Source organism: Mesorhizobium sp. LNJC391B00, from assembly GCF_000502535.1.
In the GTDB taxonomy this organism is placed as follows: Bacteria; Pseudomonadota; Alphaproteobacteria; order Rhizobiales; family Rhizobiaceae; genus Mesorhizobium.
The window spans coordinates 149,389-166,082 of sequence record NZ_AYWI01000010.1 but is presented as its reverse complement, the minus strand read 5'-3'; the positions used below and the strand labels follow the sequence as shown (position 1 = coordinate 166,082).

The 16,694-nt window shown below is 63.1% G+C and carries 16 protein-coding genes; 12 read left to right on the top strand and 4 right to left on the bottom strand.

All coding sequences use genetic code 11. From position 1 onward, the window contains the following. The first annotated feature begins 1 nt into the window (after position 1). From hisA to coaA, 5 genes are all read left to right on the top strand, one after another. Positions 2-748 carry a 1-(5-phosphoribosyl)-5-[(5-phosphoribosylamino)methylideneamino]imidazole-4-carboxamide isomerase gene (gene hisA / locus X750_RS141930; RefSeq protein WP_023703761.1) on the top strand — a complete coding sequence of 249 codons (747 nt, stop codon included), beginning with the start codon at positions 2-4 and terminating at the stop codon, positions 746-748. Then, complete coding sequence (locus X750_RS141935) at positions 745-1,581, top strand: arginase family protein (protein WP_023681410.1); 837 nt, start codon at positions 745-747, stop codon at positions 1,579-1,581. The genes hisA and X750_RS141935 overlap by 4 nt, the downstream gene beginning before the upstream one ends. Beyond that, positions 1,578-2,384 carry an imidazole glycerol phosphate synthase subunit HisF gene (gene hisF / locus X750_RS141940; protein ID WP_023748278.1) on the top strand — a complete coding sequence of 269 codons (807 nt, stop codon included), beginning with the start codon at positions 1,578-1,580 and terminating at the stop codon, positions 2,382-2,384. The genes X750_RS141935 and hisF overlap by 4 nt, the downstream gene beginning before the upstream one ends. An 8-nt stretch (positions 2,385-2,392) precedes the next feature. Further along, on the top strand, positions 2,393-2,716 hold the full coding sequence (locus X750_RS141945) for a phosphoribosyl-ATP diphosphatase (RefSeq protein WP_023681408.1): 324 nt from the start codon (positions 2,393-2,395) through the stop codon (positions 2,714-2,716). A gap of 132 nt (positions 2,717-2,848) precedes the next feature. Beyond that, the gene (coaA, locus tag X750_RS141950; RefSeq protein WP_023672313.1) at positions 2,849-3,808 is read left to right on the top strand and encodes a type I pantothenate kinase; all 960 of its coding nucleotides are present in this window, start codon (positions 2,849-2,851) and stop codon (positions 3,806-3,808) included. Here the strand turns inward: coaA and X750_RS141955 are convergent. From X750_RS141955 to X750_RS141970, 4 genes are all read right to left on the bottom strand, one after another. Beyond that, positions 3,795-4,931: a phosphatase PAP2 family protein gene (locus X750_RS141955; protein ID WP_023681407.1), complete on the bottom strand. Its 1,137-nt coding sequence runs from the start codon at positions 4,929-4,931 to the stop codon at positions 3,795-3,797. The two genes, coaA and X750_RS141955, sit on opposite strands and share 14 nt — an antisense overlap. 123 nt (positions 4,932-5,054) lie before the next feature. Then, complete coding sequence (locus tag X750_RS141960; protein WP_023703765.1) at positions 5,055-5,684, bottom strand: alpha-ketoglutarate-dependent dioxygenase AlkB; 630 nt, start codon at positions 5,682-5,684, stop codon at positions 5,055-5,057. Between the two features lie 150 nt (positions 5,685-5,834). After that, entirely contained in the window at positions 5,835-6,269 is a 435-nt protein-coding gene (arfB, locus tag X750_RS141965) for an alternative ribosome rescue aminoacyl-tRNA hydrolase ArfB (protein WP_023672309.1), read from the bottom strand. An 86-nt stretch (positions 6,270-6,355) separates the two neighbouring features. Then, positions 6,356-7,966: a phosphoenolpyruvate carboxykinase gene (locus tag X750_RS141970; protein WP_023703766.1), complete on the bottom strand. Its 1,611-nt coding sequence runs from the start codon at positions 7,964-7,966 to the stop codon at positions 6,356-6,358. Positions 7,967-8,313: 347 nt separating this feature from the next. Here X750_RS141970 and X750_RS141975 point away from each other — a divergent pair, with 347 nt between their 5' ends. The 7 genes from X750_RS141975 (at position 8,314) to X750_RS142005 (ending at position 16,690) form a co-directional block, all read left to right on the top strand. Then, positions 8,314-9,015, top strand: coding sequence for a response regulator transcription factor (locus tag X750_RS141975; protein ID WP_010912942.1), 702 nt, complete (start codon positions 8,314-8,316; stop codon positions 9,013-9,015). 85 nt (positions 9,016-9,100) lie between these two features. Further along, positions 9,101-10,882, top strand: a complete 1,782-nt coding sequence (locus X750_RS141980; protein ID WP_023672307.1) for a sensor histidine kinase — start codon at positions 9,101-9,103, stop codon at positions 10,880-10,882. A gap of 12 nt (positions 10,883-10,894) precedes the next feature. Next, positions 10,895-11,356, top strand: a complete 462-nt coding sequence (locus tag X750_RS141985; RefSeq protein WP_023748277.1) for an HPr kinase — start codon at positions 10,895-10,897, stop codon at positions 11,354-11,356. A 164-nt stretch (positions 11,357-11,520) separates the two neighbouring features. Beyond that, positions 11,521-11,922 carry a PTS sugar transporter subunit IIA gene (locus X750_RS141990; protein ID WP_023672304.1) on the top strand — a complete coding sequence of 134 codons (402 nt, stop codon included), beginning with the start codon at positions 11,521-11,523 and terminating at the stop codon, positions 11,920-11,922. Further along, the gene (locus X750_RS141995; RefSeq protein ID WP_023672303.1) at positions 11,919-12,209 is read left to right on the top strand and encodes an HPr family phosphocarrier protein; all 291 of its coding nucleotides are present in this window, start codon (positions 11,919-11,921) and stop codon (positions 12,207-12,209) included. Before X750_RS141990 ends, X750_RS141995 begins: the two co-directional genes overlap by 4 nt. Before the next feature lie 206 nt (positions 12,210-12,415). After that, a complete protein-coding gene (gene ahcY / locus X750_RS142000) occupies positions 12,416-13,816 on the top strand; it encodes an adenosylhomocysteinase (protein WP_023681401.1) in 1,401 nt (466 codons plus the stop codon). A 309-nt stretch (positions 13,817-14,125) separates the two neighbouring features. Further along, entirely contained in the window at positions 14,126-16,690 is a 2,565-nt protein-coding gene (locus tag X750_RS142005) for a PAS domain-containing sensor histidine kinase (RefSeq protein ID WP_023748275.1), read from the top strand. Positions 16,691-16,694: the final 4 nt, after the last annotated feature.

The following is a 16,694-nucleotide window of genomic DNA, read 5'->3' as shown; positions in this document are numbered from 1 at the left end:
GGTGATCCTGTTTCCGGCCATCGACCTCAAGGACGGCAAGTGCGTGCGGCTGAAGCACGGCGATATGGCGACCGCGACCATCTACAATGACGACCCTGCGGCCCAGGCCAAGGCCTTCGAAGAGCAAGGGTTTGAATGGCTGCATGTCGTCGACCTCAACGGCGCCTTCAAGGGCCAGAGCGTCAACAGCGCGGCGGTCGGCGCCATCCTCAAGGCGACGAAAAACCCGGTGCAGCTCGGCGGCGGCATCCGCACGCTGGCGCAGATCGAGGACTGGCTCGACCGCGGGCTGGCCCGCGTCATCCTCGGCACGGTGGCGGTGCGCGATCCCGACCTGGTCCGGGAAGCCTGCAAGGAATTTCCTGGAAAGATCGCCGTGGGCATCGACGCCAAGGGCGGCAAGGTGGCGGTCGAAGGCTGGGCCGAGGCCTCCAGCCTCGGCGTCATCGAACTGGCGCGGAAATTCGAAGGCGCCGGCGTTGCCGCCATCATCTACACCGATATCGACCGCGACGGCGTTCTGACCGGCATCAACTGGGATGCCACGATAGATCTCGCCGACGCGGTCTCGATCCCGGTCATCGCCTCGGGCGGGCTGGCTTCGATCGCCGACATCGTGCGCATGACCATGCCCGACGCGAAGAAACTGGAAGGCGCCATCTCCGGTCGCGCGCTCTATGACGGGCGCATCGATCCGGCCGAGGCGCTGGCGGTGCTGCAGCGCAAGGCGATGGAGACCCGGCCGTGAAAATCTCCATCATCCTGGCCTCCTATGACAGCGGCCACTATCACGGCGGCATGGGCCGAGGCCCGGATGCACTCATCGCCGGCGGGCTTGTCGACGCGCTGACGCTCTCCGGGCATGACGTCGTCGTCACCGATATCGGCAGGGTTGGCGACGAACAGCAGCGCGAGATCGCCACCGGCTTTGCCGTGTGCGGTGCCGTCTCCGGCGAGGTCCGCATCGCCATAGACCGCGGCCGGTTTCCCATCGTGCTGGCCGGCAATTGCCTGACATCGGCCGGTGCGGTTGCCGGCGAGGATGCCGATGCGATCATCTGGGCCGACCAGCATGGCGATCTCAACACGCCGGAGACGTCCATCTTCGGCTTTCTCGACGGCATGGCGCTGGCCACGGTTCTCGGCCTGTGCTGGAAGCCGATGGCCTCGGCCATCCCCGGCTTCAGGCCGATCGATCCGGCGCGCTGCGTGCTGGTCAACGCGCGCGATCTCGATCCGGCCGAAACGGAGCTGTTGAAGACGTTGCCGGTCATCCGCACCGAATGCCCGGACTGGGCGACGGCGAGCGGCAGGCTGAAGGCGCCGGATGCGAAGCGGGTGCACCTGCATCTCGATCTCGACGTGCACGACCCCGGTGCGCTGCAGGCCAACCGCTACACCACGCCCGGCGGCCCGGAGCCGAAACAGCTGCGCCAGGCTGTCTGCGGCATGGCCGGCCTGCTGCCGATTTCCGGCATCACCATTTCCGCCTACGATCCGGCGTTCGATGCGCAGGCCGAGGTTCCGCCGCTGGTCGGCGAACTGCTAAGCGAGTTGCTGGCGACGATGGAGAAGGGCTGATGCTGAAGGCCCGAATCATCCCTTGCCTCGACGTCAAGAACGGCCGTGTCGTCAAGGGCGTCAATTTCGTCGACCTCATCGATGCCGGTGATCCGGTCGAGGCGGCCAAAGCCTATGACGCGGCCGGCGCAGACGAGCTTTGCTTTCTCGATATCACCGCGTCGTCCGACAACCGTGAAACCATCTTCGACGTCGTCGCCCGCACCGCCGAACAATGCTTCATGCCGCTGACCGTCGGCGGCGGCGTGCGCCAGGTCGCCGATATCCGTAAACTGTTGCTGGCCGGCGCCGACAAGGTGTCGATCAACACTGCGGCGGTGAAGAACCCCGATTTCGTCGCCGAAGCCGCCGACAAGTTCGGCAACCAGTGTATTGTCGTGGCCATCGACGCTAAGAAGGTGTCGGCGCCGAAAGAGCCCGGCCGCTGGGAGATCTTCACCCACGGTGGCCGCGAAAAGACCGGCATCGATGCGGTCGAGTTCGTGCGAAAAATGGTCGATCGCGGCGCTGGCGAGATCCTGCTGACCTCAATGGACCGCGACGGCACCAAGGCCGGTTACGACATTGCGCTGACCCGCGCGATAGCGGATGCGGTGCGCGCGCCGGTGATCGCGTCGGGCGGCGTCGGCACGCTCGATCATCTGGTCGAGGGCATTCGCGACGGCCATGCCGGCGCCGTGCTCGCCGCCTCGATCTTCCATTTCGGCACTTACACGATTGCGGAAGCCAAGGCGCATATGGCCGCGGCCGGGCTACCGATGCGGCTGGACTACCCGGTTCAATCCACTCCACAAAGGCAGTAGGCTGCGCCATGGCTGAATTTTCGCTGTCCGATCTGGAAACAATCATTGGCGAACGCGCCCGTTCCGGCGACCCGGACTCGTGGACGGCAAAACTGTTCGCCAAAGGCATCGACAAGGCGGCGCAGAAGCTTGGTGAAGAGGCAGTCGAGACCGTCATTGCCGCCGTCAAGGGCGACGAGAAAGCCCTCGTTTCCGAAAGTGCCGATCTCATATATCATTGGCTCGTCGTGCTTGGCATGGCCGGCGTTTCGCTGGGCGAGGTGCTGAAGGAGCTTGAGGGCCGCACCGGCCGTTCGGGCGTCACTGAAAAGGCATCCCGGCCTAAAGGCTGACCGCTAGAGCCGGATGATTTCGGGCCGAGGCCTTAAATCTGAATCCGTCTCTCAATTGATAGAGGGAGCATGATGTCGCCCGAAAACCGCTTCACACTTTTCGGCCTCATGCTCTAGAGGGCAGGAAACTCGATGGACCAGCTCGCTCCGACCGAGAAATATTCCCCCTATCGTTTCTTCTCGGCCGAGCAATGGTCGAACTTCCGCGCCGACACGCCGATGACGCTGGGCGAAGACGAGATCAACCGTCTGCGCTCGTTGAACGATCCGGTCGACCTGGAAGAAGTCAAGCGCATCTATCTGTCGCTCTCGCGGCTGCTTTCGGCGCATGTCGAGGCCAGCCAGCTGCTGTTTCGCCAGCGCCAGGCCTTCTTCAACGCGCTGGATGTGGTCAAGACACCGTTCATCATCGGCATTGCCGGTTCGGTTGCGGTCGGCAAATCGACCACGGCGCGCGTGCTGAAGGAGCTTCTGGCGCGCTGGCCGTCGAGCCCCAAGGTCGATCTCATCACTACCGACGGGTTCCTGCTGCCCAACAAGGTGTTGCGACGCGACAATCTGATGGAGCGCAAGGGCTTTCCCGACAGCTACGATGTCGGTGCGCTGCTGCGTTTCCTCTCGGGCATCAAGTCGGCCCAGCGCAATGTCCGCGCGCCCGTCTATTCGCATTTGACCTATGACGTCATCCCCGGCGAGTTCGTCACCATCGACCGGCCCGACATTCTGATCTTCGAAGGCATCAACGTTCTGCAACCCGGCAAATTGCCGAAGGACGGCAAGATAGTGCCGTTCCTGTCGGATTTCTTCGATTTCGCCATTTATATCGACGCCGACGAAAAGCTGATCCACCAATGGTACATCGCCCGCTTCATGCGCCTGCGCGAGACGGCCTTCCGCAATCCGGACTCCTTCTTCCACCGCTATTCGCAGCTTTCGGAAGACGCCGCGCGTGCCATTGCGGAAGGCTTGTGGGCCAACATCAACCTGAAAAACCTGCGCGAGAACATCGTGCCGACACGAGCGCGCGCCGACCTCATCCTGCGCAAGGGCGCCAATCATCTGGTCGAGGAAGTGGCGCTCAGGAAACTGTGACGGCCGCCTCCGGGCGGCTGCCGCCAGCCGCCGATTGCCGGGCCGGGCCTGGCATCAGGATTTCGCCGTCGGGTACCAGCTTGCGGACGGCCGCACATAGGGCGATCGTGAGCGCGACCGCCGCATAACCATCGATCGCATAGTGCCAACCAAGATAGACCGAACTCGCGACTATGAAGGCGACATACAGAAATGCGATGGCGCCCAACCGCTGGTCGTACTCCCAGGTATACACCGCATTCAGGGTGATCAAGGCGACATGAACGCTTGGAAATGCCGATATTCCCGACGCGAGTCCAGTCACACCCTCGGTCTGGAGCGTCCACAGATACTGCTGGTACACGGCGGCGGAACTCGCCGACGGGCTTTGCGCAAGAAACGAAAGCTGTTCACCGAAGCGTGGCACATCGCCGGTGACATAGCCGTAGAACGCCGGTCCGGCCGACATGAACAGCCCGGCCAGGATGTTTCCGACGACTACCCACACCACCATGAAGGACAGCACATAGCGTCTCTTCAGATGCGTGGTGCGTGGTGACGTGACCATGAAAAACAGCATGCTGTAGCAAATGATGAACCACAGCATGTCGTAGTTCCATCCGACGGATTCCCGTACCCAGTCATGCTTGCCGATAACGTAGAGCCATCGCCACGGATCAGTGCCGAAATGCAGATAGGCATCGATATCTGCCAAGGCGCGATCATAGGGGAAACCTTTCCACAGGACGGACATGCCGTTCTTGACCGAGGTGAAGGTGCTTTGGAAAATCATGATGCCCATCAACAGACATATGCCGGAAAAGAGAACCGCCATCCGCTCGGCTGAGAACATCTTGCCCGCAGCAAATTTCCGCCGACGCTCAAATCGATGCAAAAGCCAGCCGGTTTCCAGGAGAAGCGATACCGCCGGCAGCACGAAACCGAAAACCATAAGCCATATCGGCACGTAGGTCTGGTATGCGGTGCGATGGAGCGCGCCGACCCAAGCCAGAAACCCCAGCCCCGTTGCAGTGTAGATGCCAATGAACAGGTAGAGCGATGCATCCGAGCGGGCGATCGAAACCGTGCGCCATGCGGCATTTCGAATGTAGCGCCAAATCACTTCGGATTCGATTTCGAGCATGGTATCCACACCGGGAATGATGACGTTTTGGCGCAGACTAGCGGCCGAAACCTTAAATTCCGTTAGGGACTTTTATTCGCAAGGTCAGTGGTTCAGTAAGTGCAAGAATGCACTCTCACCTCTTCAAGGCAAGGTCACCCGCCGCAGCGTCAGATTGATCCGGCCGCCTTTTTTCAGCAGCGCCGAGGTCGACGGATAGATGCGGTCGACGCCGTGGAAGCAGAGCCGGCCTTCGCCGCCGAGCACGACGACGTCGCCGCTTTTCAGGCGGAACGATTTGGTACCGCCGTCGCGTGTGGCCCCCCTGCCCGTCACTTGGCCGACCCGGAACAGGCAATCGTCGCCAAGTGACACCGAGACCACTGGGGCCGAGAAATCGGCTTCGTCGCGATCCTGGTGCAGACCCATTTTGGCGTCCTGCGTATAGAAATTGACCAGGCAGGCCTCCGGCGGATTCGGATAGGCGGCGACCTCCCGCCACAATTGCAGCAGCGCGTCCGGGATCGGCGGCCATGGCTCTCCGGTGAGTGGGTGCGTTGGCTGGTAGCGATAGCCCAGCTCCTTGTCGGTGACCCAGCCGAGCGTGCCGCAATTGGTCATGCGCACGCTCATCTCCTTGCCGGTCCGCGGCATCGCCGGCACGTACAGCGGCGCCCGCTGTACAATTGTCCTCACCTCTTCGACCAGCGCTTCCTGCGCCGCGCGGGACAGATAACCAGGCAAGTGGCGGACGCCTTTGGGCAGAACGAGCATGACTTCGCCTCCGGTTGATACTGAAACCATGCCACCGCCAATCAGAACGGCGACCCGAAAGCCACCGTTGTCGGCCTCCCTTTCTGTGGCAATGGCGAAACCTTGCGGCTGCGGCAGGGGAGGCCGCTTTATGCGCAGTCGGCGCGGTCCTTAGTCGTTCTCTACCCGGCCGCGCAGCTTTTTGATCGTGCCGCGCCCTGCCTTGCTTTGCAGCCGCCGCTCCACCGAGCCTTTCGACGGCCTGGTCTTCTTGCGCGGCGGCGGCGGCGGTTCCGCGGCCTTGGCGACCAGCGCCGTCAGCCTTGCCCGGGCATCGGCCCGGTTCTGCTCCTGGGTGCGGAAGCGGCCGGCCTCGATGACGATGACGCCGTCCTTGGTGGCGCGCTGGCCGGCGAGCTTGATCGTGCGCGCGCGCACGCGTTCGGACAGGCCAGCTGCATTGGCGGCGTCGAAGCGCAATTGGACGGCGGTCGCCACCTTGTTGACGTTCTGGCCGCCGGGACCCGACGAGCGGATGAAATCCTCGTGCAGGTCGCCCGGATGGATTACGGCTTCGTCTGATATGATGATGTCGTCGATAGGCATGCCGCAGTCATGGCGCGGCGGACCAAAAAAGAAAAGGCCCGATCGAGACCGCGCCTTTCAAGGATGCTTCGGTGAAGATGCCTGGACTATTCCGCAGCTTCCTGCAGGCGGGGTGCTGCGCCGAGCACGACGGCATCGACATGGCTCTCGAATTTCTCGAAGTTGACGGCGAACATGCCGACCAATCGCGCTGCCTGCCGGTCATAGGCTGCCTTGTCGGCCCAGGTCGAACGCGGGTCGAGAATGGCGCTCTCGACGCCAGGCACAGCAACCGGCACCTCGAAGCCGAAATTGGCGTCAGTGCGGAAACCGGACGCCTTCAGCGAACCGTCAAGCGCTGCGGCCAGCAAGGCGCGCGTCGCCTTGATCGGCATGCGCTTGCCGGTGCCGTAGGCGCCGCCGGTCCAGCCGGTGTTGACCAGCCAGCAATCGGCGCCGTGGCGGGCGATCAGCTCGCGCAGCAGATTGCCGTATTCCTTGGGGTGGCGCGGCATGAACGGGGCGCCGAAGCAGGTCGAGAACGTCGCTTCCGGCTCGGTAACGCCCTTCTCGGTGCCGGCCACCTTGGCGGTGTAGCCGGAGAGGAAGTGGTACATCGCCTGCGCCGGGGTCAGCCGTGCGATCGGCGGCATGATGCCGAAGGCATCGGCGGTCAGCATGATGATGTTTTTCGGGTGGCTGGCCCGTCCGCTCTTCGAGGCATTGGGGATGAAATCCAGCGGATAGGCGCAGCGCGTGTTTTCGGTGAGCCGGCCGTCGTTGAAGTCCGGCACGCGGTCGGCGTCGAGCACGACATTTTCCAGCACCGTGCCGAAACGCTGCGTGGTGGCGAAAATCTCCGGCTCGGCCTCGGCCGACAGCCGGATCGTCTTGGCGTAGCAGCCGCCTTCGAAGTTGAAGATGCCGTGCGGTCCCCAGCCGTGCTCGTCGTCGCCGATGAGCGTACGTGACGGATCGGCCGACAGCGTCGTCTTGCCCGTCCCGGAAAGCCCGAAGAAGATCGCTGCGTCGCCGCCCGGACCCTCATTGGCCGAGCAGTGCATCGGCATGACGCCCTTTTCCGGCAGCAGATAGTTGAGCATGGTGAACACCGATTTCTTCATCTCGCCGGCATAGGAAGTGCCGCCGATGAGCACGATCTTGCGGGTGAGATCGACCGCAATCACCGTTTCGGTGCGGCTGCCGTGGCGGGCCGGATCGGCGCGGAAGGACGGCAGGTCGATGATCGTCATCTCCGGCACGAAATCCTCGAGCTCGGCGGCCTGCGGGCGGATCAAAAGATTGCGGATGAACAGCGAGTGCCAGGCGAATTCGGTGATGACCCGCGTCGGCAGCTTCAGCTCGGCATCGGCGCCGCCGACGAGGTCCTGCACATAGAGATCGCTATTCGCGGCGTGGACAAGGAAATCGGCGAGCAGCATTTCGAACTGGCCCGCCGAAATCGCCTTGTTGTTGTCCCACCAGACATGGGGCTCGGTGGCGCCATCGCGGACGACAAACTTGTCCTTGGGCGAGCGGCCAGTGTGCTGGCCGGTCTCGGCAAGCAGCGCGCCGCCGGCGGTCAACCGGGCCTCGCCACGACGGATCGCTGCCTCATAAAGGGCGGCCGCACCAAAATTATAATGCACCGTGCCGGTGGTTTTCAGGCCGATACGATCGATCGCGCAAGCAGAATTGCGTTTGCCGACTTCCGACATCAAGGGTCCCTTCTTCTGGATTCGCCGCACTTTGCCGGCGCGTTTCCGGCGAGCCCGCGTTAGGGGCTGAGACGGTGAGAACCAGAAAACTCGAATGATATCAAATCATTAATCGATTTAAAAATTTTGAAAGTTGTTTAAATCGTTTATATGTGCAAAAAATCACGGTGGTTGCCCAAAGGATTGGCACACAGTGTTCGTCCAACCCCGTGTAGAGGTTCCGATGGGGCCGCCGGCAAGCCGTCCGCGACAGCGGGTGGAGCCTGTGCCACATTTTGTACCTAATTTGTCCTGCAAAAGCCCCTTCTCTAAGACAGAAGGGACAGCTCATGAGGGAGCCGCTTGAAATGGCAACAATCGCGCTTGTCGATGACGACCGCAACATTCTGACATCGGTGTCGATCGCCCTCGAGTCCGAGGGGTATCGCGTCGAGACCTACACGGATGGTGCGTCGGCGCTGGAAGGCCTGGCGGCGCGGCCGCCGAATCTCGCCATCCTCGACATCAAGATGCCGCGCATGGACGGCATGGAGCTGTTGCGCCGGATGCGGCAGAAGTCCGACCTGCCGGTGATCTTCCTGACCTCGAAGGACGATGAGATCGATGAGCTTTTCGGCCTCAAGATGGGCGCCGACGATTTCATCCGCAAACCGTTCTCGCAGCGCCTGCTGGTCGAGCGGGTGCGCGCCGTGCTGCGCCGCGCCAGCGCCCGCGAAGCTGCGGCAAAGGCGCCCAGCCAGCAGGCCCGTTCGCTGGAACGCGGCCAGCTCGTCATGGACCAGGAACGCCATACCTGCACCTGGAAGGGCGAGCCGGTGACGCTGACGGTCACCGAATTTCTCATCCTGCACTCGTTGGCGCAGCGCCCCGGCGTGGTAAAAAGCCGTGATGCGCTGATGGATTCCGCCTATGATGAGCAGGTCTATGTCGACGACCGCACCATCGATAGCCACATCAAGCGGCTGCGCAAGAAGTTCAAGGCCGTCGATGACGACTTCGAAATGATCGAAACCCTTTACGGAGTCGGATACCGGTTCCGCGAAGCTTGAGTTGATGCATGTCGCCCAAAAGTGGTCGCGGTTTTTGGGACGACGACATGCATAAAACCAAAGACTAGGCGGGAGCTGCTATTCGATGGCAGTGGATGTACAGCGGAGCAGACGAACGAGCGCTGTCAGGCGGTCGCGGATTCTGCCCGCATTCCTGTCGAGGTTGACGGTGCCGATGCGCCGCTTCCTCGGCCACCACATCTTTTCCAGCCTGACCCGGCGCATCCTGTTCCTCAACCTGGCCGGCCTCGCCGTGCTGGTCACCGGCATCCTCTATCTCAACACCTTCCGCGACGGGCTGATCGACGCCCGCGTCGAAAGCCTGATGACGCAGGGCGAGATCATCGCCGGCGCCATTGCCGCGTCGGCGACGGTCGAGACCGATTCGATCAGCATCGATCCAGAAAAACTGCTCGAACTGCAGGCCGGTGAAAGCCTGGGGCCGGGCTCCGACCAGCTCGACAATCTGGATTTCCCGATCAATCCCGAGCGCGTCGCGCCGGTGCTGCGGCGGCTGATTTCGCCGACGCGCACCCGGGCCCGCATCTATGACCGCGACGCCAATCTGCTGCTCGATTCGCGCCATCTCTATTCGCGCGGCCAAATCCTGCGCTACGACCTGCCGCCGGTCGAGGACGAGCAGCCGGATATGCTGGAGCGCGTGCAGAAATTCGTCTTCGACTTCTTCCGCAACAAGGACCTGCCCGTCTACCATGAGCAGCCGGGCGGCAACGGTGCGGCCTTCCCGGAAGTGGTCAAGGCGCTGACCGGCAGTCCATCGACGATCGTGCGGGTGAGCGAACAGGGCGAGCAGATCGTTTCGGTGGCGGTGCCGATCCAGCGCTTCCGTGCCGTTCTCGGCGTGCTGATGCTGTCGACGGAAGGCGGCGACATCGACAAGATCGTCGCCGCCGAACGCAAGGCTATTTTGCGCGTGTTCGGCATCGCCGCCCTGGTCACCGCCATCCTGTCGATGCTGCTCGCATCCACCATCGCCAATCCGCTGCGCCGGCTATCGGCGGCGGCAGTGCGGGTGCGGCGCGGCGTCAAGAGCCGCGAGGAGATCCCCGACTTTTCCGACCGCCAGGACGAGATCGGCAATTTGTCGGTCGCGGTGCGCGATATGACCAATGCGCTCTATGCCCGCATCGAGGCGATCGAAAGCTTCGCCGCCGATGTCTCGCACGAACTGAAGAACCCGCTGACGTCGCTGCGCAGCGCGGTGGAGACCTTGCCGCTGGCCAAGAACGACAATTCACGCGGCAGGCTGATGGAGATCATCCAGCACGATGTCCGGCGTCTCGACCGGCTGATCACCGACATTTCCGATGCCTCGCGCCTAGACGCCGAACTGGCGCGTGAGGATGCCGCCACGGTCGATTTGAAGAAATTCATCACCGATCTCGTCGCCGTGTCGCGCGAAGCGACGCGCAACAAAAAGGCTGTCGAGATCGAATTCAAGGCCGCCAAGCTGCCGCAAGGCGTCAAAGGCTATTTCGTCACCGGCCATGATCTGAGGATCGGCCAGGTCATCACCAATCTGATCGAGAATGCCCGCTCCTTCGTGCCGGAGGACCACGGCCATATCGCCATTTCCCTGGCACGCTCGGGCAAGGTCAACATCGTCACCGTCGACGACAACGGCCCCGGAATCCGCGCCGACGCCATCGACCGCATCTTCGAGCGCTTCTACACCGACCGCCCGGCCGGCGAGGCGTTCGGCCAGAATTCGGGGCTTGGCCTGTCGATATCCAGGCAGATCGTCGAAGCCCATGGCGGCACGCTGACCGCCGAGAACATCCCCGGCACCAAGCCCGGCGACATCAAGGGCGCGCGCTTCGTCGTTACGCTGCCGGCCGAAGGCTGATCGCGGCTGCGCATGCCCGATCCCACCGCGAAACCCGAGAACATCCATGCCACCGCAATCCTGATTGGCGAGCGGGGCGTCCTGATCACCGGGCCGTCCGGCTCGGGCAAGACAACGCTGGCGCTGGCGCTCATCGACCATTTCAGCCGGCTCGGGCTGTTTGCGCGGCTGATCGGCGACGACCAGCTGTTTGTCGCGGCGCGTTTCGGGCGGCTGGTCTGCCATGCGCCCGCCAGCATTGCCGGCCTCGCAGAGGTGCCCGGGCTTGGTCCGAAGCCGCTTTTGTTCCAACCTGTGGGGGTCATCGACCTGGCAATCCGGATGGTTTCCGCAGACGCGATCGCGCGTTTCCAGGAAGAGTCGACCGCGACCATTGCCGGCTGTGTGGTGCCGCGCATCGACCTCGTTCAGCGCAACGTCACTGCGGCTTTGCCGGCGGTAATGGCGCGGCTGGCGATTGCGCCTTTCGTATGATCCGCCGCCGGTTTTTTGCTGCAATGCGTCAAATTGGCTATGGCCGACGCAATTTTGGGCTTGTCAACGCGCCGCGCGTCGACAAGATAGCGCTCCCGCCGCCTGGGATGGCCGGCGAGCATAAAAAGCGCCTGTGAAGCGGCGATGACGGGAGCCACCATAGAATGATCGGACTCGTGCTTGTAACGCACGGTCAACTGGCCGCCGAGTTCCGCCATGCCGTGGAACATGTCGTGGGGCCACAAGACAATTTCGAAACCGTGGCAATCGGCGCCGATGACGATATGGAGCAGCGTAGGCGCGATATCGTCGACGCCGTCGGCCGCGTCGACACCGGGACCGGGGTCATCGTTCTGACCGATATGTTCGGCGGCACGCCTTCCAACCTCGCCATTTCGGTGATGGAATCCGGTCGCACCGAGGTCATCGCCGGCATGAACCTGCCGATGCTGATCAAGCTGTCATCGATCCGCAAGGGCGACAACATGGCGACCGCGCTCGACGAGGCGCAGGCCGCGGGGCGCAAATACATCAACGTCGCAAGTCAGCTGCTGAGCAGCAAATGAACGCGCTGTCGCCCGGTGAGATCGTGCGCGAGTTCCCGATCGTCAACCAGCGCGGCCTGCATGCGCGCGCCTCAGCGAAGTTCGTCCAGGTCGCCAGCGGCTTCGACGCCACCGTCCATGTCGAGAAGGATGGTCTCAAGGTCGGCGGCACCTCGATCATGGGGCTGATGATGCTGGCGGCGAGCCCCGGTTATTCGATCCGCGTCACCGCCAGCGGCGCTGAAGCCGCAGCGGCGATGGACGCGCTGGAGCAGCTGGTCGCCTCGCGCTTCGGCGAAGAGTGCTGAAGTTTTTGGTTTGCACGCCGTTGTCCCAAAGCCGCCGGATACTTTTGGGCGGCATGCATCCCCGTAAACACATACGCGCATAAAGATTTCTTTATATCCCATTGTCGTCTTGGCGGCGATCTGCTAGTCAGGCCGGCATTCCGCGCCCTTCGACGCGCCGTGTGGCGCAGGCGCATTCTGAAGACAAATCACACCGGAGCACTGCCATGACAGGTAGCAAGGACTATGTGGTCGCCGACATCTCGCTTGCCGGCTGGGGCCGCAAGGAACTCGATATCGCCGAAACCGAAATGCCGGGCCTGATGGCCTGCCGCGAGGAATTCGGCGACAAGAAGCCGTTGAAAGGTGCGCGCATCACCGGATCGCTGCACATGACCATCCAGACCGCGGTGCTGATCGAGACGCTGAAGGCGCTTGGCGCCGATATCCGTTGGGCATCGTGCAACATCTTCTCGACCCAGGACCATGCGGCCGCAGCCATCGCTGAGGCCGGCATCCCGGTGTTCGCCGTCAAGGGCGAGTCGCTCGAGGAGTACTGGGACTACACCGACAGAATCTTCCAGTGGGCCGATGGCGGCCTCTCCAACATGATCCTCGATGATGGCGGCGACGCCACGATGTACATACTGATCGGCGCCCGCGCCGAAGCCGGCGAGGACGTGCTGTCCAACCCGCAGAGCGAGGAAGAGGAATACTTCTACGCCCAGGTCAAGAAGCGGCTGAAGGCTTCGCCCGGGTTCTTCACCAAGCAGAAGGAAGCCATCCGCGGCGTCACCGAAGAGACGACGACGGGCGTCAACCGGCTCTACCAGCTGCAGAAGAAGGGCCTGCTGCCCTTCCCGGCGATCAACGTCAACGACTCGGTCACCAAGTCGAAGTTCGACAACAAATATGGCTGCAAGGAATCGCTGGTCGACGGCATCCGCCGCGGCACCGACACCATGATGGCCGGCAAGGTTGCGGTCGTCTGCGGCTATGGCGACGTCGGCAAGGGCTCGTCGGCTTCGCTCAAGGGCGCCGGCGCCCGCGTCAAGGTCACGGAAGTCGATCCGATCTGCGCGCTGCAGGCGGCGATGGACGGCTTTGAAGTCGTCACGCTGGAAGATGCCGCACCAACCGCCGACATCGTCATCACCACCACCGGCAACAAGGATGTCGTCACCCTCGACCACATGCGCTCGATGAAGGACATGGTGATCGTCGGCAATATCGGCCACTTCGACAATGAGATCCAGGTCGCGTCGCTGCGCAACCTGCAATGGACCAACGTCAAGCCGCAGGTCGACATGATAACCTTCCCGGACGGCAAGCGGATGATCCTGCTGTCCGAGGGGCGCCTGCTCAACCTCGGCAACGCGACCGGTCATCCGAGCTTCGTGATGTCGGCCTCGTTCACCAATCAGGTGCTGGCGCAGATCGAACTCTACACCAAGCCCGGCCAGTACCAGAACCAGGTCTATGTGCTGCCCAAGCACCTCGACGAGAAGGTGGCGCGTCTGCATCTCGACAAGCTCGGAGCCCGCTTGACCGAACTGTCCGGCGAACAGGCCGCCTATATCGGCGTGACCCCGCAGGGTCCGTTCAAGCCGGAACACTACCGCTATTAACAGATGCGGCGTTTATCACTAGATATTGAAGCCGGGCGATTGACTTTTCGCCCGGCTTCTTTTTTGCGCGGATGATTCTTCACGCCGATTCCAGCACGCGCTATTGTGCTGATTCGTGGGCCGGGGACGAGGGCCGGCGTACGCATCGAGAGCATGATTCGAACCGAAGGACCGCGTCAGCGAAAAGTGGGAAGCGGTTTTCGGAAAAGATCATGCTCTTCAAGAGAGAGTTAGGTCAGAAGGGCGTTTCTACCAAACGTGATCCTGATCTGGGCGGTCTTGCATTCAGGCGGCGAAGAGGACCAAGACATGCCGGGGGAAAACCCGCCTCGCGCGGGATCGGCCGTTTCCGGCGGCCATGACGATTCCGATAGCACTGGCTCCGTCACGACAGGCGGTGGCCTGAAGAGGCGCGTCGGCGCCCGCACCGCCGGCTTTCTTGCCACCTCAGCTCTTGCCGGCCCGCTCACCTCGTTTGCCGCCCATGCCGAGCCGGCCATTGCGCAGAAGGCCGGACTGTCGGTCAGCGCGGTCGAAGTCATCCAGCTCGCCATGTTCGTCGGCGTCATGGGCGCGGCACTGGTCTCGGCCATCTTCCTGATCCGCGAAAGAGCCCGCACCTCGGCGCAGAATGTCGAACTCAGAGCCCGCATTGCCGACATCAATGCGGCGCTGCAGCGCTCCGAGGCGCTGCTCAATCTGCGTGACCAGCGCGTCATCGTCTGGGCGTCGGAGAACAAGAAGCCGGAGCTCATCGGCACACTGCCGCTGGAAAGCGGTGCGCCGGACGACCGTGCAGCCTTCCTCGCCTTCGGCCGCTGGCTGATGCCGCGCTCGGCGGCGGCGCTCGAAAATGCCGTCGCTGGTCTGCGCGAGAAAGCGAAACCCTTTGATCTCGTGATCGAATCGCAGGCCGGGGCGCCGCTTGAAGTGCATGGCCGCAAGAGCGCCGCGCATGTGCTGGTGCGCTTCGTCTCGCTGTCGGAGACGCAGCGAAGCCAGGCCAGGCTGAAGATCGAGAACCAGCGGCTGGCCGCCGACTACGAGACCATGATCGGCCTGCTCGACGCCTTGCCGATGCCGGCCTGGCTGCGCGCCACCGACGGGCGGCTGAAATGGGTCAACCGTGCCTATGCCGGAGCGGTCGAGGCACCGAACGCCGAGACCGCGGTGCGCGAAGCCAAGGAATTCCTCGGCGCCCAGGCGCGCGAACAGATCGCCGCGCAGCACAAATCGCGCCCGATCTTCGAACAGACGCTGTCGACAGTGATCGAGGGCGACCGCCGCGTGTTCGCCGTCACCGACTTCGCCGGTGCCGACGGCTCGGCCGGCCTTGCCTGCGACACCAGCGCCACCGAAACCATTCGCGGCGAATATGAGCGCACGGTGCGCAGCCATGCCGACACGCTCGACCAGCTCAACACGGCGGTGGCGATCTTCGATGCCAACGAGAAGTTGCGCTTCTTCAACCAGGCGTTCCAGAAACTGTGGGGGCTGGACCCGGGCTTCCTGAACAGCGCGCCCGACAATGCGCTGCTGCTCGACCGGCTGCGCAGCGAAGGCAAGATCGCCGAGCAGCCGGAATGGCGGCGTTGGAAAGAAGGCCTGCTTGGCGCCTACCGCGCGGTGGAATCGCAAGAGCATTGGTGGCATTTGCCCGACGGCAAGACCATCCGCGTGGTCGCCAACCCCCAGCCGAAGGGCGGCGTGACCTGGGTGTTTGAGAACCTGACCGAGAAGATGGACCTCGAAAGCCGCTACCAGACGGCGGTGCGGGTCCAGGGCGAAACGCTCGACAATCTGGCCGAAGGCGTCGCCGTGTTCGGTCCCGACGGGCGGCTGCGCCTGTCGAACCCGGCCTTTGTCGCGCTGTGGGGACTGAGCCAGGATGTGATCAAGCCCAACGTCCATGTCTCGGCGATCCGCGATCTCAGCGACCAGCGCGCCGTCGACAGCCCGTGGGGCGGGTTCGTCGCCGCCATCACCGGTTTCGACGACGAGCGCCGCGACCGCCATGGCCAGACCGAACTGAAGAACGGCACAGTGCTCAGCTACGCCGTCATCCCGCTGCCCAACGGCCAGGTGATGATGACCTTTGTGGACGTCACCGACAGCGTCAATGTCGAGCGCGCGCTGAAGGACAAGAACGAAGCGCTGCAGAAATCCGACCAGCTGAAGAACGAGTTCGTGCAGCATGTCTCCTACGAGCTGCGCTCGCCGCTGACCAACATCATCGGCTTCACCGAGCTTCTGTCGCTGCCGGCGACCGGGCCGCTCAGCCCAAAGCAGCGCGAATATGTCGAGCATGTCGGCTCGTCATCCTCGGTGCTGCTCACCATCGTCAACGACATACTCGACCTCGCCACCGTCGACGCCGGCATCATGCAGCTCGACATTTCGGAAGTAAGCGTCGAGCGCACCATCGAGGCCGCGGCCGAACTGGTCGCCGACCGGCTGCAAGAGCATTCGATCAAGCTCCGGATCGACGCCGCTGCGGCGCCGAAGAGTTTTCACGGCGACGAGACCCGGGTTCGCCAGATCCTCTACAATCTGCTCAGCAACGCCGCCAATTACGCGCCGGAGGCGAGCACTATCACGCTTGCCTGCCGGCATTTGGAGCAAGGTGTGGAATTCTCCGTCCATGACAACGGCCCCGGCATGCCGCCGGACCTGCTCGATTCGGTGTTCCGCCGCTTCGAGCCGCGCACCAATGGCGGGCGCCGGCGCGGTGCGGGCTTAGGCCTGTCGATCGTCAAGAGCTTTGTCGAGCTGCACGGCGGCAGCGTGCGCATCGAAACCGGCAAGGACAAGGGCACCACCGTCATCTGCACCTTCCCCGATGCACCGTCGGGCATCCGCGCCGCGGCCGAGTAGCGCG